This is a genomic window from Christiangramia aquimixticola (genome assembly GCF_048285835.1).
Taxonomy (GTDB): domain Bacteria; phylum Bacteroidota; class Bacteroidia; order Flavobacteriales; family Flavobacteriaceae; genus Christiangramia; species Christiangramia aquimixticola.
Genome location: NZ_JBLVTL010000039.1, coordinates 1 through 422 on the forward strand (window position 1 = coordinate 1; position 422 = coordinate 422).

Sequence of the window (422 nt, forward strand, 5' to 3'; positions counted from 1 at the left end):
TAAATTTCTTTCATTTGGATTTATGGAAAGGAAGTAGTTAGAATTTTCCTTGAAATAGGGAATTTCTTTAAAATAATCACTTCCGATTTTTTTAATTTCAAATTTTAAACCTTTCAAGTCGGAAAAATGAATCCCAAAGTCAATTGGAAAATTAATGTATATGTATATCCGCAATGATACCAGTAGCCAAATAAGTTCTTACTGACAGTTAGTGACAATTGCTTTAGTTGGGTTTCAACTTGCTTTAAATTAGGTCAAAATAGACGGTTTTGACCATGAACATTATCAATTTCATTAATCTGTTTCCGGACGAAGCTTCCTGTGTTGACTTCATCAAAGAACAAAGAATCCGGCAAGGGATCATTTGTAAGAAGTGCACTGGTCTCAAACACTATTGGCTTGAAAACAAGCTCTCTTTCCAG

The 422-nt window shown here is 32.9% G+C and carries 1 pseudogene; it reads left to right on the forward strand.

Annotated features, from left to right (window positions below):
* Positions 1-275: 275 nt before the first annotated feature.
* Positions 276-422 (forward strand): annotated as a pseudogene (locus tag ACNKXV_RS13395) (IS1595 family transposase); the annotation flags it as partial.